24 protein-coding genes are annotated in these 16,521 nt (G+C 45.8%); 6 read left to right on the top strand and 18 right to left on the bottom strand.

Annotated elements, in window-relative coordinates; all coding sequences use genetic code 11:
• Positions 1-19: 19 nt before the first annotated feature.
• From Q0757_RS06930 to Q0757_RS06915, 4 genes are all read right to left on the bottom strand, one after another.
• Entirely contained in the window at positions 20-430 is a 411-nt protein-coding gene (locus Q0757_RS06930; RefSeq protein ID WP_298785647.1) for a hypothetical protein, read from the bottom strand.
• Positions 431-492: 62 nt separating this feature from the next.
• Complete coding sequence (locus tag Q0757_RS06925; protein WP_298785645.1) at positions 493-681, bottom strand: hypothetical protein; 189 nt, start codon at positions 679-681, stop codon at positions 493-495.
• Positions 682-915: 234 nt separating this feature from the next.
• Positions 916-1,155 carry a hypothetical protein gene (locus tag Q0757_RS06920; RefSeq protein WP_298785642.1) on the bottom strand — a complete coding sequence of 80 codons (240 nt, stop codon included), beginning with the start codon at positions 1,153-1,155 and terminating at the stop codon, positions 916-918.
• Positions 1,156-1,210: 55 nt separating this feature from the next.
• The gene (locus tag Q0757_RS06915; protein ID WP_298785640.1) at positions 1,211-1,348 is read right to left on the bottom strand and encodes a hypothetical protein; all 138 of its coding nucleotides are present in this window, start codon (positions 1,346-1,348) and stop codon (positions 1,211-1,213) included.
• A gap of 197 nt (positions 1,349-1,545) precedes the next feature.
• Here Q0757_RS06915 and Q0757_RS06910 point away from each other — a divergent pair, with 197 nt between their 5' ends.
• Positions 1,546-2,094 carry a hypothetical protein gene (locus Q0757_RS06910; protein WP_298785638.1) on the top strand — a complete coding sequence of 183 codons (549 nt, stop codon included), beginning with the start codon at positions 1,546-1,548 and terminating at the stop codon, positions 2,092-2,094.
• Positions 2,095-2,214: 120 nt separating this feature from the next.
• Complete coding sequence (locus tag Q0757_RS06905) at positions 2,215-2,784, top strand: DUF4352 domain-containing protein (RefSeq protein WP_298785636.1); 570 nt, start codon at positions 2,215-2,217, stop codon at positions 2,782-2,784.
• Between the two features lie 107 nt (positions 2,785-2,891).
• Here Q0757_RS06905 and Q0757_RS06900 read toward each other — a convergent pair whose 3' ends face one another.
• The 6 genes from Q0757_RS06900 to Q0757_RS06875 all read right to left on the bottom strand — a co-directional run bounded on the left by Q0757_RS06900 (position 2,892) and on the right by Q0757_RS06875 (position 5,709).
• Complete coding sequence (locus Q0757_RS06900; protein WP_298785634.1) at positions 2,892-3,272, bottom strand: hypothetical protein; 381 nt, start codon at positions 3,270-3,272, stop codon at positions 2,892-2,894.
• 79 nt (positions 3,273-3,351) lie between these two features.
• Positions 3,352-3,501 carry a hypothetical protein gene (locus Q0757_RS06895; RefSeq protein WP_298785633.1) on the bottom strand — a complete coding sequence of 50 codons (150 nt, stop codon included), beginning with the start codon at positions 3,499-3,501 and terminating at the stop codon, positions 3,352-3,354.
• Positions 3,502-4,374, bottom strand: coding sequence for an AAA family ATPase (locus tag Q0757_RS06890; RefSeq protein ID WP_298785632.1), 873 nt, complete (start codon positions 4,372-4,374; stop codon positions 3,502-3,504).
• Positions 4,262-5,107, bottom strand: coding sequence for a DnaD domain-containing protein (locus tag Q0757_RS06885; RefSeq protein ID WP_298785631.1), 846 nt, complete (start codon positions 5,105-5,107; stop codon positions 4,262-4,264). The genes Q0757_RS06890 and Q0757_RS06885 overlap by 113 nt, the downstream gene beginning before the upstream one ends.
• 169 nt (positions 5,108-5,276) lie before the next feature.
• Entirely contained in the window at positions 5,277-5,516 is a 240-nt protein-coding gene (locus Q0757_RS06880; protein ID WP_298785630.1) for a hypothetical protein, read from the bottom strand.
• Positions 5,517-5,571: 55 nt separating this feature from the next.
• Complete coding sequence (locus Q0757_RS06875) at positions 5,572-5,709, bottom strand: hypothetical protein (RefSeq protein WP_022794716.1); 138 nt, start codon at positions 5,707-5,709, stop codon at positions 5,572-5,574.
• 300 nt (positions 5,710-6,009) lie between these two features.
• Between Q0757_RS06875 and Q0757_RS06870 the strand changes: the two genes are divergently transcribed.
• Complete coding sequence (locus Q0757_RS06870) at positions 6,010-6,348, top strand: hypothetical protein (RefSeq protein ID WP_298785629.1); 339 nt, start codon at positions 6,010-6,012, stop codon at positions 6,346-6,348.
• Positions 6,349-7,237: 889 nt separating this feature from the next.
• Here the strand turns inward: Q0757_RS06870 and Q0757_RS06865 are convergent.
• The 3 genes from Q0757_RS06865 to Q0757_RS06855 form a co-directional block, all read right to left on the bottom strand.
• Positions 7,238-7,861 (bottom strand): hypothetical protein, encoded by a 624-nt coding sequence (locus Q0757_RS06865; RefSeq protein ID WP_298785628.1) that lies wholly within the window; start codon positions 7,859-7,861, stop codon positions 7,238-7,240.
• Positions 7,862-8,065: 204 nt separating this feature from the next.
• Positions 8,066-8,839: a hypothetical protein gene (locus Q0757_RS06860; protein ID WP_298785627.1), complete on the bottom strand. Its 774-nt coding sequence runs from the start codon at positions 8,837-8,839 to the stop codon at positions 8,066-8,068.
• Between the two features lie 101 nt (positions 8,840-8,940).
• The gene (locus tag Q0757_RS06855; RefSeq protein ID WP_298785626.1) at positions 8,941-9,147 is read right to left on the bottom strand and encodes an XtrA/YqaO family protein; all 207 of its coding nucleotides are present in this window, start codon (positions 9,145-9,147) and stop codon (positions 8,941-8,943) included.
• Positions 9,148-9,319: 172 nt separating this feature from the next.
• On the opposite strand from Q0757_RS06855, the gene Q0757_RS06850 reads away from it, so the two are divergent.
• The gene (locus tag Q0757_RS06850) at positions 9,320-9,700 is read left to right on the top strand and encodes a DUF2513 domain-containing protein (RefSeq protein ID WP_298785625.1); all 381 of its coding nucleotides are present in this window, start codon (positions 9,320-9,322) and stop codon (positions 9,698-9,700) included.
• A 143-nt stretch (positions 9,701-9,843) separates the two neighbouring features.
• Here the strand turns inward: Q0757_RS06850 and Q0757_RS06845 are convergent, their stop codons facing one another.
• On the bottom strand, positions 9,844-9,987 hold the full coding sequence (locus Q0757_RS06845) for a hypothetical protein (protein WP_298785624.1): 144 nt from the start codon (positions 9,985-9,987) through the stop codon (positions 9,844-9,846).
• A 217-nt stretch (positions 9,988-10,204) separates the two neighbouring features.
• Here Q0757_RS06845 and Q0757_RS06840 point away from each other — a divergent pair, with 217 nt between their 5' ends.
• Positions 10,205-10,813: a hypothetical protein gene (locus Q0757_RS06840; protein WP_298785623.1), complete on the top strand. Its 609-nt coding sequence runs from the start codon at positions 10,205-10,207 to the stop codon at positions 10,811-10,813.
• A 365-nt stretch (positions 10,814-11,178) separates the two neighbouring features.
• Positions 11,179-11,490, top strand: coding sequence for a helix-turn-helix domain-containing protein (locus Q0757_RS06835; RefSeq protein WP_298785622.1), 312 nt, complete (start codon positions 11,179-11,181; stop codon positions 11,488-11,490).
• A 450-nt stretch (positions 11,491-11,940) separates the two neighbouring features.
• Here Q0757_RS06835 and glnA read toward each other — a convergent pair whose 3' ends face one another.
• The 4 genes from glnA to hflX all read right to left on the bottom strand — a co-directional run bounded on the left by glnA (position 11,941) and on the right by hflX (position 16,477).
• Positions 11,941-13,287: a type I glutamate--ammonia ligase gene (gene glnA / locus Q0757_RS06830; protein ID WP_298785621.1), complete on the bottom strand. Its 1,347-nt coding sequence runs from the start codon at positions 13,285-13,287 to the stop codon at positions 11,941-11,943.
• A gap of 88 nt (positions 13,288-13,375) precedes the next feature.
• Positions 13,376-13,771 carry a MerR family transcriptional regulator gene (locus Q0757_RS06825; RefSeq protein ID WP_079476415.1) on the bottom strand — a complete coding sequence of 132 codons (396 nt, stop codon included), beginning with the start codon at positions 13,769-13,771 and terminating at the stop codon, positions 13,376-13,378.
• Between the two features lie 187 nt (positions 13,772-13,958).
• Positions 13,959-15,191, bottom strand: a complete 1,233-nt coding sequence (locus tag Q0757_RS06820; RefSeq protein WP_298785620.1) for a methionine gamma-lyase family protein — start codon at positions 15,189-15,191, stop codon at positions 13,959-13,961.
• The gene (gene hflX / locus Q0757_RS06815; protein ID WP_298785619.1) at positions 15,188-16,477 is read right to left on the bottom strand and encodes a GTPase HflX; all 1,290 of its coding nucleotides are present in this window, start codon (positions 16,475-16,477) and stop codon (positions 15,188-15,190) included. Before hflX ends, Q0757_RS06820 begins: the two co-directional genes overlap by 4 nt.
• Between the last annotated feature and the right edge of the window lie 44 nt (positions 16,478-16,521).

Below are 16,521 nucleotides of genomic sequence, written 5' to 3'. Positions count from 1 at the left end.
AGGACTGACCTGAAGTCATCTACTCCAGCAAATAGCTTTGGAAGGTGTAGGCAAGGATTTTATCCAGATCATTCTGCTCCAGCTCTTTTCCGTCAGCGGCATTAATGCGCCACGTGCCCTCCTTGGTTAAATACAGCGCGTCAAACGGCTTTTCGCCGCCGGCAACTTCTGTATTATGCCAGTTCGTTTCGATAGCAGCCCTCGCCGTAAATTCGCCGGTCTGGCCCCGGCCAAATTCAACACGAAGATTGGTAAGCTCCTGTTCACCACTGGCTTTGTCATCCTTACCATATTCATACTTCACAGACGCCCCGTCCTCTGCCTTTATTTTATGGACAGGCACGTTATGATCGTTTTCCAACGTGTCACCTGAACGGTCCAGCCCCGTTTCAAGCTCCTCTATTTTTGCAGTTATTTCCTGCTCTTTCATTTAAATTCCTCCTAGTCCTAGCAGTAGTCCCTATAGCCTTTGATTTGGAAGGGAGCACCCTTTTACGTAACAGAAATATCCCGGTATTCAATTTCCCCCTGAGGATTGCCGTCAATTTTTTTTGCTTTTATATAGCCTGCGGCAATCAATTCATCGAATGCTTTTTCCTCATTCGTTTTATGCAGGATAATAGAGGCTCCCGGGCCCATCGCTTTCACCTTTAAATATAAATCCTTCTTCATATCCTCCATCGAACGTCTCCTTTATTTGTACTAAGGCGCAGATGCAGGACCTATTGCTCCAGTCTAAGTCTTTTTATCGCGCCAGCGTCAAAATGAATGTGCTTCTTCTTTTCCTTAAACTATTTGATTACGTACTGGTCTTTCCCCTAATTGTGGAGTGTCCTAACCCGAATTTCTTTAAAGGCGGTCCTTTCTGATTCACCTTTTCTGACCGGAGGCCCTCCATTAACCATAAAAAAGCCGCTACGTGGTATCGCAGCGGTTGATTCCTGTTTTTTTCCACATCGCATCGATGAGGGGTAGTTCACTCAGGCGGGTGATAATATATTCTTTTTGCCGGTACGTCTGAATGCTGTGAAACAGCTCCTCCTCGGTTTCAAACGAATAAATATCTTCTCCGTAATACGCGTTGACGATTTCCTTGTAAGCCCCAATGAGAATTTCATTGGTTTTCCCACGTTTAATGTAAGCAAAGTTACTCATAGTATCACCTTCTGCTTACACACTATCATAGTATTCTAATTTTTCATAATTACATTTATTTTACAACGTTTGGCTGCTCCAGCTGGTGCTGCAGCTCCTCTACACGCTCGGTATATTCCTCATGCGGTACCTCGCCTTTTTCGTACTCTTCCTCCAGCGCTAATTTCTCTGTAATCAGATGGGCTTTATTCATTTTTTATCATCCCTTATTTATTTTGTACTCTTCTCTACCTCTTTGGGCAGGTCCGGCAAACCTTCCTTTTCCAATTAGGTACAAAAGTAATATAAAATAGATGCCCCCGGAAGGCATCTGTATAAAAAGCATGAAGCTGTAATGTAGTATGATAAGAAAGGAAAGCTTTATATTTAAGTACGGGATGGAGGGATTAGATGCAAAAGAAATGCAGGCTTCTTTTGTCAGGCATTTTATTCGGTGTTTTGTCTGCAGGCTGCAGCCCGGGGCAGAATGCTTCCCCGGAGGAAAAGAGCCACGAGCAGGAGGCCTCTGAGGAACCATCCACTATGACGGAGGAGAGCTCGGCCCCGGAGGAGCCGGTGGCCCAGCCGTCTGAGGAAATCGATTTTGAGGAGAATTTAAAAAACGCGGCCGAGCCTTATTACGAGAATATGCACGAAGGTGCCCCTATCGTTGTCGAAGGAGAAATTACTCATGAGTATTCACCTCACGAAAATTTTAACCCTTACGACGAACGTGTTTACAGAATGCACGCGCCCTCCGGGGATAAAGATACCTATTTAGTGACTGCGCCGGAGGACAGTTACCTGAAGGTTGGTTTAACCATAGCGTTGTACGGCGGCTTCGACGGCTTTGCCCCGAACACGGAGGTGCCGCTCGTTTTAGGGGATATTGCAGAGGACAGCGATATAGAAATTGAGAACGCCCCGGAGCAGGAGGATCAGCTTGAGTTGTCAGATTAAGCGGATATTGAGTAAAAAGTATTACATTATATGAAAAAAGTATGTAAAATAAATTGCCAATTACGCGTACACCTGGTAAAATTAACCTCGTTTCATTACATAAGTAGGGAGTTAATTTTCATGGGAAAAATGTTTAAAGGCTGTCTGACAGGCGTCGGAGCCCTGGTCCTGGTGATCATTATTATCGTGATCATTGTGGTGGCTACCGGTGGGGGCGGAGATGAATCGTCTAGTGACAGTAGCAACAATGAAGGTTCTTCAGAAGAAAGTAACACGTCGGAAGACGGAGGTTCTGAGGAAGAAACGTATAGTACTGGTGAGGAAGTTCAAGTTGGGGATGTGACTTATGTCGTAAACGGAATGGAAACGTCCGATACAGCCGGTATGGAAGGCATGGAAGCTGAAGCAGACGGCACTTTCATCGTCTTGGATGTTGAAGTGACCAACAATGGAAGCGAAGCTGTAACGATGGATTCTTCTTATATTTCATTGCTTAGTGACGGAAATACGTACGAAGCTGACGGCGGGAATTCTGAATTATTCTTGGAGCAGGTCAATCCAGATTCCACGATTTCTGGTGAAGTCGTTTTCGATGTGAATCCTGATGTTGCTGAAGCGGACGATTTACAAGCTCAATTAAATGAGGGTATGTTCGGAAACAATTCTGCCAAAGTTAATTTGAGCGAATAAACTCAAATATTTTTTCATCTGAAAAACCATTTTCGAACACAAGAACCCCTGCAGTCATTACGGCTGCAGGGGTTCTGTATTTACAAGCATATTTACGGCAATTCCCCCTACCTTATCACTTTCTTCATCCGCCATCGATAAGTAAGTTTAACTAAAACAGTTATAACCAAAGGAATCGAAAAGTACAAAACAGCTTTCCAATCAATAGAATCGGAGATAAAATTCAAGCTGAACATAATTAAAAATAGTACCAGAAAGATATACATCGTGTTCGTGATAATCCTGTTAACGCGTATCAGCCTCTGCGCCTTCTCCTCGGATTCCTGCCGAAAGTGCGGGGCTATAAACAATCCAATAATTATGCCTCCGATGGTCTGGCCGGCCACAAGCGTTGTATCCAGTCCCCCATTTAATATGTAGCTCATAATCGTACTAATAACCAGAAATGTACCGCCGTAAAGCGCTATGAGCCTGATCCTTCTTTTCATTACACCACCCCGCTATGTATTCATCTATCCCCTAATATTTGGAGGGTTTAACCCGATTTTTATTTTATTAACTATAATTTCACCCTTCCACCACCAGTTTCTGTTTTTCAAAATTCCGTTCTGCTTCTTTAAAGCGCTCCATATTCCGCTGCACCCGCTCCCTTCGCAGCTGCTCTTCCACTTCATTCAGCTTTCTCCCCTGCATTACTATCGCGCACGCTGGCACCATTTAATACACTCCTTTGAGCCGGTAGTTTAATTCATTCTTCGACCCGGTGATCGTCACCAGGAAGGATTTGCACATCTGCACGATTCGGGAGGCGAGCGCATCATCCACATCAACGAGCTCTTCCATGATCAGCTCAGTGGAGACGAGAATCGGCAGGTGATTCAGATACCGGTGATTAATCACGGCGTACATCTGCTCGATCTGCCAGGCGGTCGCCCGCGGCACCCGCTCATACCCATCCTTTGTCCACTGCTTCACCGGCTTGAACAAATCATCGATAAACAGCACATCCGCCTTTTTCATGCGCTCCATTTTCCGCTCCAGCAGATTAAAGTCGTCCCGCAGGTCGTTGAACCCTTCAACGTAAGGAAAATACTGGACGGATACGCCCTGCTGCTGTCCGCCCTCTTCCTCGATCTTTTTGCGCTGCATCAGGTTGTTGCTGAGCGCCGTCAGAATATGCGTTTTGCCGCAGCCCGGAACACCCATGATCAGCATGCTGTTCTCCCGATGCTTCCGCAGATCCTGGTAATGGCTGTAGTAGGCGAGCGCGGCTTCTTTCATACTGGCCACCTGCGGATCCACGTGGTCGGTCTGAAACTGCCCGAAGGTAACGTTCCGGAAGCTTTCGGTAATTTCACTGAATTGCAGCAGCCGCTGCGTCCGGCGTTCGCGAATACACGGGCAGATCACCCATTTTTCCACTCCCTCCACCCTTTCCAGCCAGCCGGTCTGGTCTTTGCATACCGAACACTGGTACTCAGGCTTCCGGTCGGTACCATCCGTTACCGAGAGTAGACTGCTTTTCATTTCTGCTGATTTCTTTTCGAGACTGGCGAGTACCTCCTGCATTCCCTTGGCTGCTTCTTCCATGTCGGCGTGCCTCCTTCTGCTGTTTTTTCGTTTCTTCGTATTTCTCTACATCATCAAGCGTGCGACAGCCGAACCGCTGCCAGTCATTCAGGATCTGCTCAGCGTATTTCAGGCTGCGGCCGCCCTGAAGAATGGTAATCTCTAATGCACGAAGCACAATCTCCGGGGAAAGACCCTCGCACCAATCACCCAGCCGCTCCCGGTGATAGGCTGTCACCGCCCCTCCAAAATTCTCTTCGTAAAACGCAACAACGCTTGCGATGGCGCGGGGACTACTGTTTAACTCATCTGTTGAATTCAACTGCAAATCATCTGTTATGGAATCCGACACTTTGTCCAAATCCGGGTTAGTGACAGGTGGTTCAGATGGATTTGTACACTTCGTCATAATGGAAGCAAGCATTTTGTCGTAATCCAGCGCATAGTGCAGCGTCGGCGCCCCGTTCGCCTTTTTCAGCTTGGTGGCGACCAGCTCCTTGTGGATCAGCTTATCGATCGACCCTTTGATTTTGCGCCGGGTTAATCCCGTCTCTGCCTCCCATTCCCCGTAGCTTTTATAAAAGAAGCCGTCGGTGCGCTTTGTTTTGTCGGCGTAAAACACGAGCTGATTTAAAACGAGCGCCGTGTTCAGATCGCCGTCCAAAAATTCGATAAAGATACGCGGCACCGTGATTATATGATCCTGTCCGCTCATTTTCTTCATGATGGCCCGCAGTTCCTGATGCTTGCTCACACTTTTCACCTCTTTATAATTTTCAAAGAAAACAACGAATTTATTTTTCGTCTTCCCCACGTTGTATATTGTCTGGACTATTTGTTTCGGGGGATAAAAAACTATTATGTAAGGGGAATTTTTTCCATGCCTGGTTCAATACGGCCCGCAATTGAACAAAAAAAACCCGCTACTCGGTTTCGTAGCGGGCACTTCCTGTCTTTTTCCACAGCATATCAATGATGGGTAATTCGCTCAGGCGGGTGATAATATATTCCTTTTGCCGGTACGTTTGAATGCTGTGAAATAATTCCTCTTCGGTTTCAAACGAATAAATTTCTTCTCCGTAATACGCATTGACGATTTCCTTGTACGCTCCGATAAGAATTTCATTGGTTTTTCCGCGTTTGATGTAAGCAAAGTTACTCATTTTATCACCTTCTGCTTACACATTACCATACTATTCTAGCTTTTCATCATTACATTTATTTTACAAAGTTTGGCTGCTCGAGCTGCTGCTGCAGCTCCTCCACACGCTCGGTATATTCATCGTGCGGAACCTCACCTTTATCGTACTCTTCCTCCAGCGCCAGTTTCTCTGTAATCAAATGTGCTTTATTCATTTTTTATCATCCTTTATTTTTTTATGTATTCTTCTCTACCTCTTTATACCGGGGAAGCAAACGTCTAAATGCGTTTTCAGGATGAAAGTCATATAAAAGACAGGTATTAGAATACTGTTTCAGAAATGATTTTTACAAGCGTCTTGTTTTCCGTCCGGGGTTTACATGAAGACAATCCGACGACCTATATTTTGGTTAGTTCTCACTTCTCATAGTTCCAAAAATACTTCTTCAAACTTCATCCAATAACTCCTTTATTTTTCCTTCCGAAACGCTTATGATTACGTTGGGTGAATACATATGACTAAAAATACCAATCGCATTGCATTGAGTGGATTTTTAATCAAAATCCCTCTCGATCAACAAAAGTTACTTGCTAATCTGGGCAAACTCACCAGACAACTCATGATTCCTTACGTCTCGTTTTTTATTTTGATCCTGACCATCAACCTTGTTTTTGATCGGCCTTCTTCTGGAGATTATCTGGGCTCCATTTGGTATAACGTCAAACTCTTCCTTTTTGGCGGCCAGCAGCTGCAAGGATATTTCGGTATTTTTTGGTTTATTACGGTACTCTTTCTTACTTACATAGCATCCACGTGCTGTTCTATTTCGTCAAGAACCACCTTGCGCGAATAATCATATTGATTGTAGCTTATTCAATTGCCCATGTTGAATCCTGGTACGACAATAATGTTTCCGAAATTGTGATTCCGTGGAACGCCGATGTTCTCCTGTATACACTCCCATTTTTCGCCTTGGGATACTACGGTCGCTTTTTTATCAACAGATGAACCATTACGTCTGGGCCTCCTTAGCCTTTGGTGTCGCGCTTACATTCGGGATCGTCGAACATTTTTCTGCCTTTCGATATTACATGGGCATGAAATACTTGAGCTACACATCGTTCTGGTTGGATTTTATTTTGCCTGTTTCCTTTGCCCTGTGCATTTTATACGTCAGTTACGTTGTCAGCCACTGGCGATTCAGCACCATAATTTATGCCGTTGGCTCCACTTCCGTTTGCATCATGTATCTCCATTTTCCGGTGCAATTCGTTCTGCAGTCGATCGGCATTGAGAGTGCTTTAGCGTACACCGTTTTCGGCATCCTCTTCCCATTTATGGCTTATCACATATTTAATCAATTATTCCTCACACGGTTTTTATTCCTGGGCATCCAACCAGTACAACCCAAGGTGTATCGTACAGAGAAAGCTTCTTAAGCCTTCTCTGTTTTTTAGTCCCTCCGCTCTCGTAATGTTTATGAACTTATTCTCCTCCTATTGCACTTTGTTCTCTTTGGTTAAGGGGGGCTGTTCGCTCCTTGGAGTGCTTTCCCCACTGAAACGCGACTTCGTTACGTGCCAAGGCATCAGCAAGCCATCAAATCTTTAACTTCACGCTCGGGCAGCTGGCTCTTCCACTCTTGCAATTTCTTTTACATACATGCCTCCTAACAAAAAAAGAGGACACCAAACCACAGCGTTGTGCTGTCGTTCAGTGTCCTCCAGTAGGCTGGTAGAACGCTATGATTCAATTTTTTTTAGCTCACTTTTATAATAATCTAGAAGGCTATGGAAGGTAGGCAAATATTCGCCTATAACCCCTCTTCCATTCTGCAAATGAGCAATTAAATCCGGAGCTAGGACTGTGCGCTCTGCCTTCGCCTTTTCTGAGAATCTATTAACTTCTAGATAGTGTATAATTTTTTCTTTGTATTGTTCCATATTATTCACTTTGTATACTAAGGTCAGCTTGCATTTATAAGCGGAATAATAATATTCATTAGGCAAATCGTTTATGTTCAAGTTTTCTAAATCTCTTTGCAAAGTTTTTAAATCAATCAAATAAGAAATCGCTTGAAATAATGTCAGACCTTCATCATTGTTATAATAAGTTTTTTCTAATTCTAGAAATATTCTTCCTGCTTCTTCTAAATTGACTCTTAGTCTTTGTAATACATTTATTAAGTGTCTGCATTCTTCTCTTCTTTTTTCTGTTTCTTGATGTATTTTTTCTTTTTCTTTTTCATCTTTTTGGTGATTGATTTGTCTCTCTACGCTTTTTAATGAAATTACACCCGCTAAAGCGGCACCCAAGAAAGCTCCAATTATCGTCCCTGAGGTTTGTAACCAGGTCCCTCCATCCACACTAGCTAGCCCAATAGCTTCTATAATTCCTTTCCAATAAAGTAATAGCGCTATAGTAACTACGAAAACCGTAGCTCCTATAAAAGCATCTTTTCTCAGAACTCTTCCTCCCTCGTCCCACTCCGCCCGCTTGACTTATCCCTGGTGCGTGACAATGACACAGCGTTGTGCTGTCGTTCAGTGTCCTCCAGTAGGCTGGTAGAACTATGCTCTATGTGACTTCACGAAATCAAATGCTAAAGTTATATGATAATTAGAAACGTTTTTATTAGATTCAATCTTATTTCTAACGTCCAAAAAAATCTTAAACTCAAAAATCCATTTTCTTTGTTCAACATCTGTACAATGTACAAATAGTTTTAATTCTGGTTCAAAATTAATATATTTAGTTTCCCGAATATCTCTGGTCGAAATTAGAATATAATTATTGATAATTAAAAAATATGAGGGTAGTTTTAATTCTACTTCTTCCCCAGGTCTTAAAGCATCAGCTTTCAAAGCATAATGATGAATAACATTATTGACTGAACTAATCCCTGGTCCTGATACATAAAGATACGGGTATCTTAGTTCAGTATCTGAATTTTTATCCGGAGCGTCTTCTATTTTTACATAGTTATATTCCTTTTCTACAATAGCAGATTCTTCTTCATCTTTATAAATATTATTAAAAGTTTCTATGTTGTTTTTTACATATTCATAATTTATTAATTGGTAGCTATATTCAATATCTATAATCGGAGTAGAACCAAAGTTGGCTAATGTGACACACGTCTCAGCCCATTTTTTATCTACTTTCTTTTGTGTTTCCCAGTCGTCTTTTAGTTTGATGTCTTCCAAATGAAATCTTTGAATCATCGGAGATAGAAGTGGCTCTCTTTCTTTTTCGTACCTAAATTTTTGAAACCACACCGTATAAGCAGCAATCCCAGCTGCCGTTAATGAACCAATAGCTCCTAATACTGTTCCCGATAGCATTTCAGATCTTATCTCCATGTTTGAGACATCGAAAACTAGTAAACTAAGGCACAATATGACTAACAGAAATATAGCCATATTCTTCCCGGTTTTAAAAAGCTTCAGAACTCTTCCCCCTCACCCCACTCCACCCGCTTGACTTTCCCTTGGTGAGTGACAATTCTCGTCTTGCCATGAGCCGGCAGCGGAGCGCAACGCATACGCCCTTGTCCCACTACTAAGACCATTGGCTCTTCCGCTTCCAGTATATCAAAATCTAACTTCCCTGTATGTTTATCCCATTCAATTTCTGTCAGTCGTTTATTCATGTCAGCCCCCGGTCAGCCTAATCCAATTAATTCTTTTTAATTTTGAAGATGTATCCGCAGCTAGAATCCCATTCTAAGGGATAATTAGTAGTTCTTTGTTCTCGAAAAATTGTTCTTAGTAGGAACTCCCTTCTTCCGTACCGAACATGGTTGCGTAAGGGAGAGTGAAATTATGATATTAGATCACGATTGCGTTAGAGAGTTATTACTGAGTGTCGAGAACAACATCGGGCTAAATGATATGGTACCCATCGATAAATTAGAATCTATTTCCCCTTTAGATAGTTATGATCAAGACATAGTTAGATATGCCGCGCTTAAAATGATTGAAGCTGGCTATATTCACGCCAAGCCTTTGTATGCCGATAACATGCTGATAGATATAAGAGTCGGCAACTTAACCACTGCAGGCCATGAATTTTTGGACAATGTTCGAGATTCTACAATATGGCAAAAAACGAAAGAGAGGTCTTCTAAAGTAGCTGGAGCATCACTGCCAGTATTAGCTAATATTGCTGGGCAACTTATCAAGGAACAGCTTGGACTTAATTGAGGTAACCATTAGCACGTAACATGGTCCGGATCTCGTCTAGCAGCACTGAGTATTTGTCTAAGCCAAACTACTTCCTTTGCACATTAAAATCACCTGCATTTGCTCGCTTTCGTTATTGACTTGATAGAAATGCACACCGGCTTTTACATCCTTATGTGGGCATGCGTAATGTGATAACCGTCCGGACGAGTAATTGTTACTATATTTTTATCTTTCGATTTTGCTACCTTCTTCGCTGTTGTGGCTGCAACGGCGATCGTGGTGGCTATAATTATGAAATTGCGCATATTGATTCCTCTTCAATAACTTTTAGTTCGTGAAAAACTTGCATGCTTTTCGTTCGTTCGATCAATGCCTTGTAGGCTGCCGCTGGCGTTTCGTGTTCCTCCATCAAGATGCCTTGGTAGTAAATGCCGTATCTTCGGTTCATAGCGGTTACCTACTTAATAAATAGTCAACTTACCAATCTGTTACAATACATCTATATTAGAAAGGTGGGGTCTAGTGACAGAATGGGTGGATTACGTATCTGTAGGTATTGCTTTAGTGTCTTTAGTAATTTCAGGGATAGTAGCTTGGACAAACAAAAAAACATTAGTAGTAGAAATTTCTAAAAACGCAGAAGTTATCAAACCTCAACATATAATGATCATGGAAGAAGATGGTCCGTTGCCTTACGGTTCTGCGTTAAAAGCACGTTTAGAAATCGTTAATCCTTCGAACAAGGATATTGCTTTCTTTGATATGCGGGCTTTTGACCCCCAAACTAATATCAACGGAGACTTATTAACTAGAAGAGCGGTTTATCATGACCATCGAGAAAAACCTATATATGAAGTGATTCCGACTTCTAATGAATCAACTCGTTTAACTGAGTTATATATTCCAGATAAAAACCACGGCATAATTAAAAGCAATTCCTTTATAATTCTCGATTTGGTGATGTTTCCTCGGGAAGATCAAAAAGAGTTAGGCTTTTCTGTTAAATTTTCTATGAGAAAGCCCTGGACCAAACCTAAAGATCGGTTCGCTGTTACGAAACGAAAAAAGTTTCATTATGAAGGGATCGTTTATCACCTTGAAAAATGGCCTCAGCTGGACACCAAAGAATAAATGGACAAACATAAAGCTCCAATCGCCATTACAATACTAGAAATATCTAGTAAATCCATTTCGTCACACCCTTAAGAGATATTCGGCTTTTCATTCATGTCGGCAGGACTTGCAACTATAGAGAATCACCACGCGGTGTTTATTGATGGTCTCTCAATCCGCTATCCAATTTCGTTCGCCACAGCTTTCACATTTGGTTACTTTGTTTCGGTCCATTGTTGCCCTCACTATATTTATTTATTTTTTGACACTTATCGTGACTATCATCTTCAAAAAATAGTTCATTCGAATTCCAATGTCATATACTTACTTTACACATTCCGTGTAGTTATAATTGTATTAATCTATTCTGAGGAAAATTTGTTATGTTAAGTAATAGGCTATCTTGCCTAAGAAAAAAATATAAATTTAATCAAACAGAGATGGCTAAAAAATTGGGCATGGGCAGGACGACATACGCAATGTATGAACAAGGGAATAGAAGTTTTGATTTTAATAAACTTACCCAAATTGCTAATTTTTTCGAAGTTACTACAGATTATTTGTTGGGACGCAAAGATTACCCAGAAGATAGCATGAATACAAGGAACTATCCTTTCATTAAACAGGATGAACGACTCCTCAAACAGAATGAACAACCCTATAACCCTATGCCTAATGAGGACCAGACACTTTAGCATGAATTCTATAAAATGACAAAGGAAGAGAAAAAAGAAGCAATTCGCTATATTGAATTCCAGCGAGAGAAACGCAAAAATTATGAAGAGGATAACTAGAACCCTCTTCTTTTTTGTAGCTCTATTAACCATATTTTTCTTAATTAGTTGAATCTAGGGGGAATTAATTGAAAGAGAATGAAGCATTTCTATACCTCGATACTCCTTCATTTATGTTTCTAAGTGCATGCAGGAGCTCTGAGGGAATTTTTTCCGAAGGGCATGGATTTAGCTCGCCTCAGCCGGCGGGAAGTGGACTACGTCACCGGACTGATTCATCGACGCCCCAGAAATTGTTTACATGGGGAGACCACGGAAAATGTGTTTCATGAAGAAGTGTTGCGCTTAAATTGACAATCTAAGAAACACAAAAAACCCTCCAACCATTGCGGCTGAAGGGTTTTCTCAATCTTAGTAAGTGGACAGGAACTGTTCGCGTTCCCAAGGGTGTACCTGGCTGCGGAACATGTCCCACTCGATTTCTTTTGCTTCGGCGAAGTGCTCGATGGCGTGTGGGCCGATGGCGTTGACGAGAACTTCGTCGTTCAGCAGGTGCTGAAGCGCTTCGTTCAGGTCTGCCGGAAGGTCCTCGATGCCGAGTTCTTCGCGTTCTGCTTTTTCCATCACATAGATGTTGCGGTCAGTCGGCTCTGGTGCCTCAAGCTTCCGCTTGACGCCGTCCAGGCCGGCTGCGAGCATTGCTGCAATCGCAAGGTACGGGTTCGCTGCCGGGTCCGGGCTGCGCGTTTCAATACGCGTGCTCATGCCGCGGGAGGACGGGATACGCACGAGCGGGCTGCGGTTACGCAGGGACCACGCCACGTATACTGGTGCTTCGTAGCCTGGCACAAGACGCTTGTAGGAGTTGACGATTGGGTTCGTCAGCGCCGTGAACGCCTTCGCGTGCTCGAGTGTACCTGCGAGGAACTGCATGGCCGTTGTGCTCAGCTGAGAATCGGTCTTCTTGTCGTAGAACGCGTTCTCTTTGCCTTTGAACAGGGACATGTTGCAGTGCATGCCGGATCCGTTTACGCCGAACAATGGCTTTGGCATAAAGGTTGCGTGCAGGCCGTGCTTACGCGCGATCGTTTTAACAACGAGCTTAAACGTCTGGATGTTGTCGCAGGCCGTGATGGCGTCTGCGTATTTGAAGTCGATTTCGTGCTGTCCCGGTGCCACTTCGTGGTGGGAAGCTTCGATTTCAAATCCCATGTCTTCAAGCTCAAGCACGATGTCACGGCGGCAGTTTTCGCCGAGGTCTGTCGGGGCAAGGTCAAAGTAACCGCCTTTGTCGTTCAGGGTTGTGGTCGGCTCGCCCTTTTCATCGTTTTTGAAAAGGAAGAATTCAGGCTCCGGTCCAATATTGAAGTCGGTGAAGCCTAATTTCTCTGCTTCTTTAAGTACACGCTTCAAAATACCGCGAGGGTCGCCCTCAAATGGTGTTGGTTCTTCGCCAGGCTTGCCCGGCTCGTATATGTCACAAATTAAACGTGCGACTTTGCCCTTTTCCGGGGTCCATGGGAAGACGATCCAGGTATCAAGATCCGGATAGAGGTACATATCGGATTCTTCAATACGTACAAATCCTTCGATGGAAGAACCGTCGAACATCATCAGGTTGTCCAGTGCTTTATCAAGCTGGTCCACCGGAATCTCTACGTTTTTAATAATTCCTTGCAAGTCAGTAAACTGAAGACGGATAAACTTAACGTTTTCCTCTTCCGCAAACTTTAAAATGTCTTTTCTCGTGTTTGCCATGTTAATTGTGACTCCTCTCTAAAAAACTAGAATAGTGAATTATTAGATCTTTTCCCCAGCCGCAGCCGGGAAAAAGTTAATCCTGCTGTTAGTCGAAAAACCGCGACAGCTGTCCCTGAATCATAGACGGACGCGAATATTTGCCTGCCATCATCACTTCCTTGCGGAGGTGCTTGCGCAGTTCACGGTCGGTCATATCATGACTTCTTGGTGCGGAGGGCTGCTTTGGTTCCTCTGAATACGTTTTTAACTCATAGATTTCCTTGATGCCTGAAAGGTTCACGCCCCGCTCCATCATCGCTTTGATTTCAAGCAGACGATCCACATCGCGGAAGGAAAACAACCGCTGGTTGCCTTCGGTCCGTGTCGGAAACACCAGGCCGTGTTCTTCGTAGTAACGAATCTGCCTTGGGGTGAGCTCCGTCAGCTTCTGGACGATACCAATCGGAAATAAAGGGGTATTCCGGCGTACATGATCATTCATGCGTTACGCCCCCTTTCATTGAAACTAAGTATATCCTACATGATGTAAGCTTTTCAGTCAAGTTCATGTAAGCTATTTTTACATCAAAATTTTCAGAACTTATTGTCTCTTTCTCTATTTTCGCCTATTCCCCGTCAAATGTACAGAAAAAACAGGCCCTCTTTCGGAGAACCTGCCCTTCTGTCGGTTATTGTATCGCTTTTAACGCTTCGCTAACGGCAATTTTCACGTGTGCATACGTTAATCCGCCCTGCACGAAGGCTGTATACGGCGGCCGGATCGGCCCGTCGGCGGAAAGCTCAATGCTTGAGCCCTGGATAAACGCGCCGGCAGCCATGATCACGTCATCGCTGTAGCCGGGCATTGGGCTCGGCTGAGGTGTAACGCCGGAGTCGACCGGGGAATACCGCTGCACCGCCTGGCAGAACCGGATCATTTTGTCCCGGTCGCCAAACTGTACGGACTGGATCAGATCTGTCCGCTCCTGTCCGGAGGCCGGTGAGGCCTGCAGACCGGCGTCCTCCATCAGCGCCGCGGTCAGCACCGCTCCTTTATGGGCTTCCGCCACAACGTGCGGCGCGAGAAACAGCCCCTGAAACATTTCCTGGAGCATGCCGAGCGTCGCCCCGCCTTCCAGGCCGATGCCGGGCGCGGCAAAGCTTGCCCCCGCCTTTTCAATCAGGTCGCTCCGGCCGGCAATGTAGCCGCCGGTGCGGGTAATGCCGCCGCCCGGGTTTTTAATGAGCGAGCCCGCCATCAGATCCGCTCCGATATGGCCCGGCTCGGTCGTTTCCACAAACTCGCCGTAGCAGTTGTCCACGAACAGCACGATGTGCGGATACGCCTGCTTCAGCTCCGCCATGTACTCCTTCATTTCGTTCAGGCCGATCGACGGGCGGTCATCGTAGCCGCGCGAGCGCTGAAATGCAATTACCTGTGTGTCCGGCGTGACCGCCTCATGCACAGCGCCCATATCCACGCGGCCGCCGGCAAGGGGCACTACGTCGCAGCCGATGCCCCATTCGTTCATCGTCCCTGCTTCGCTGCCGTCGAGGCCGATCACCGTGTTCAGCGTGTCGTACGGCGTGCCGGTGGCATACAGCAGCTGTCCGCCCGGACGGAGCGCCGCAAACAGCGCCGTGCTGATCGCGTGCGTCCCGGAAATAAACTGCTGGCGCACCATGGCCGCCTCGGTGCCAAACACATCGGCGTACACCCGGTCGAGCACCTCGCGCCCGGTGTCATCATAGCCGTAGCCGGTGGAGTGTTGGAAATGAAACGCCGACACGTTATGGCTGCGGAAAATGTCGAGCATCCGCTGCTGGTTCACAAGCTCGCGTTCGGAAATCGCTTCAAGCTGCGGCGCGATCCGGCGCTCGGCCTGCTGCAGCTGCTTTTGTTCCATTATCTCGCGTGTCATCTGGCCCCGGCATCTCCTTTAGCATACTGCTTGATCTCCCGGTGGATGGCCTGGTCGCTCTGCACGTATCCGGACAAAATCCAGCTTTCATTTTCTTCATCGAGCGTTTCCTCGCGCACGACCGTTTCATGCTTGAACCGCTGCATAATATGGCCGTCGGCAAGCGGAATTTCCACATGGTACGGCTGCAGCTGCTCGAGCAGTACGCTTTCCATCGACTCCCGCAACAGCTCTACGTCCTCGTCCTTGCGGGCCGAGATGGAAATCGACGGCTTGTCTGCCGCCACAACCGGCCCGTCTTCGACGGCGTCGCGTTTGTTTACGACCGTAAGCGCCGGAATGTGGCTTGCTTCGAGCTCCTTTAACAGCCCCCGCACCGTGGCGGCCTGCTCGGCTGCCCGTGGGTGCGAGCCGTCAATCACATGAAGCAGCACGTCTGCTTCCTTTACTTCCTCAAGCGTCGCCTGAAACGCCGCAATTAGCGCCGTCGGCAGGTCCTGAATGAACCCGACCGTATCGGTGACGAGCACCTCGAGGCCTGACGGCAGCTCCACCCGGCGAGTCAGCGGATCAAGCGTGGCAAACAGCGCGTTTTCCTCGAGCGTGTCCGCTTCGGTGAGCGCGTTTAAAATCGTGGATTTGCCGGCGTTCGTATAGCCGACAAGCGCAAACTGCAGCACGTTCTTTTCCTTGCGCCGTTCGCGGTACTGCTCGCGCCGGTTTTTCACCTGCTTGAGCTTTTTGCGTACGTCGTCCATCCGCTTCTGGATGTGGCGCCGGTCGGTCTCAAGCTTCGTTTCCCCGGGTCCGCGTGTACCAATCCCGCCGCCGAGCCGGGACAGGGATTCGCCCTGTCCGCGGAGGCGTGGCAGCATGTAGTTCAGCTGCGCGAGCTCCACCTGCATTTTCCCTTCATTTGACGCCGCACGGCCAGCGAAAATATCAAGTATCAGCTGCGTGCGGTCGATGATGTACAATCCAGTCTGGTTTGTAATCGTGGAGATCTGGCCGGGCGAAAGCTCATCGTTAAAGATTAAAAGATCCGCCTCCTGCTCCTCGGCGGTCGCCACCGCTTCCTCGAGCTTGCCTTTCCCGACGTACGTCTTCGAATCGAGCGAACGCCTGCTCTGCGTCAGTACGGCCGTAACCGTGCCTCCCGCCGTCTCCACCAGCTGTTCGAGCTCGGTGAGGGACGCTTCAAACGTCGCTTCATCGGTATCATCCTTGTGGACGGCAACCAGTACCACCCGTTCTTTATCTACCTGTTGATTCTCAAAATCCTGCAATAGTTTAGATCCTCCTGTTTTTCCTGTCCTCTACATACTATAAT

It is taken from the genome of uncultured Marinococcus sp. (assembly GCF_947493875.1).
Classification (GTDB): Bacteria; Bacillota; Bacilli; order Bacillales; family Marinococcaceae; genus Marinococcus.
The sequence above is the reverse complement of the archived record's forward strand: the minus strand, read 5'-3'. Positions and strand labels throughout refer to the sequence as shown.